Origin of the sequence: Streptomyces sp. DH12 (assembly GCF_020873895.1) — a bacterium.
Classification (GTDB): Bacteria; Actinomycetota; Actinomycetes; order Streptomycetales; family Streptomycetaceae; genus Streptomyces.
The window spans coordinates 1-431 of sequence record NZ_JAHWGT010001268.1 but is presented as its reverse complement, the minus strand read 5'-3'; the positions used below and the strand labels follow the sequence as shown (position 1 = coordinate 431).

The 431-nt window shown below is 71.5% G+C and carries 1 protein-coding gene; it reads right to left on the bottom strand.

Going from position 1 to position 431, the window contains the following annotated elements; translation table 11 throughout:
• The coding region (locus LPA54_RS39610; protein WP_228985244.1) for a homogentisate 1,2-dioxygenase at positions 1-162 on the bottom strand (162 nt) is incomplete at its 3' end.
• Positions 163-431: the final 269 nt, after the last annotated feature.

Here is a 431-nt window from a genome sequence, read left to right as displayed (position 1 = left end):
CGGCGCGCGCTGCGGGGAGTTGCGGCCGACGGGCAGAGCTCCTGGCATCGCCTCCGAGCTGTGCTCGTTGCCGAAGCCGGAGAGGTGCTCCAGACCTTCGGCGATCTTGCGCGCCTCCTCGCGCTCCGTCGCGCTCCCGCGGGCGGTGGCCCCGTCGCTCATGTCCGCTGCTCCCTTGCACCGAGCCGATTCCTATCGGACACCGTAGGATTGCGGTTACCCGGACGCAAGGGTGCCGCGCGGTCCCGTTCCGGGCCGGACACCTCCCCTCCCCTTCACGGAGGACGCGGAACCAGACTCCAGGGGGATTCGCGCGTTCGGACCGTTGTTCTACGCACCCCGGCATGACGTGGAGGCGGAGGACGGTCATCCCCGCGCTCGCGGTCTGTGTCGTCGTGCAGGCCGGATCCGCGGGCTGCGACACCCCGGGC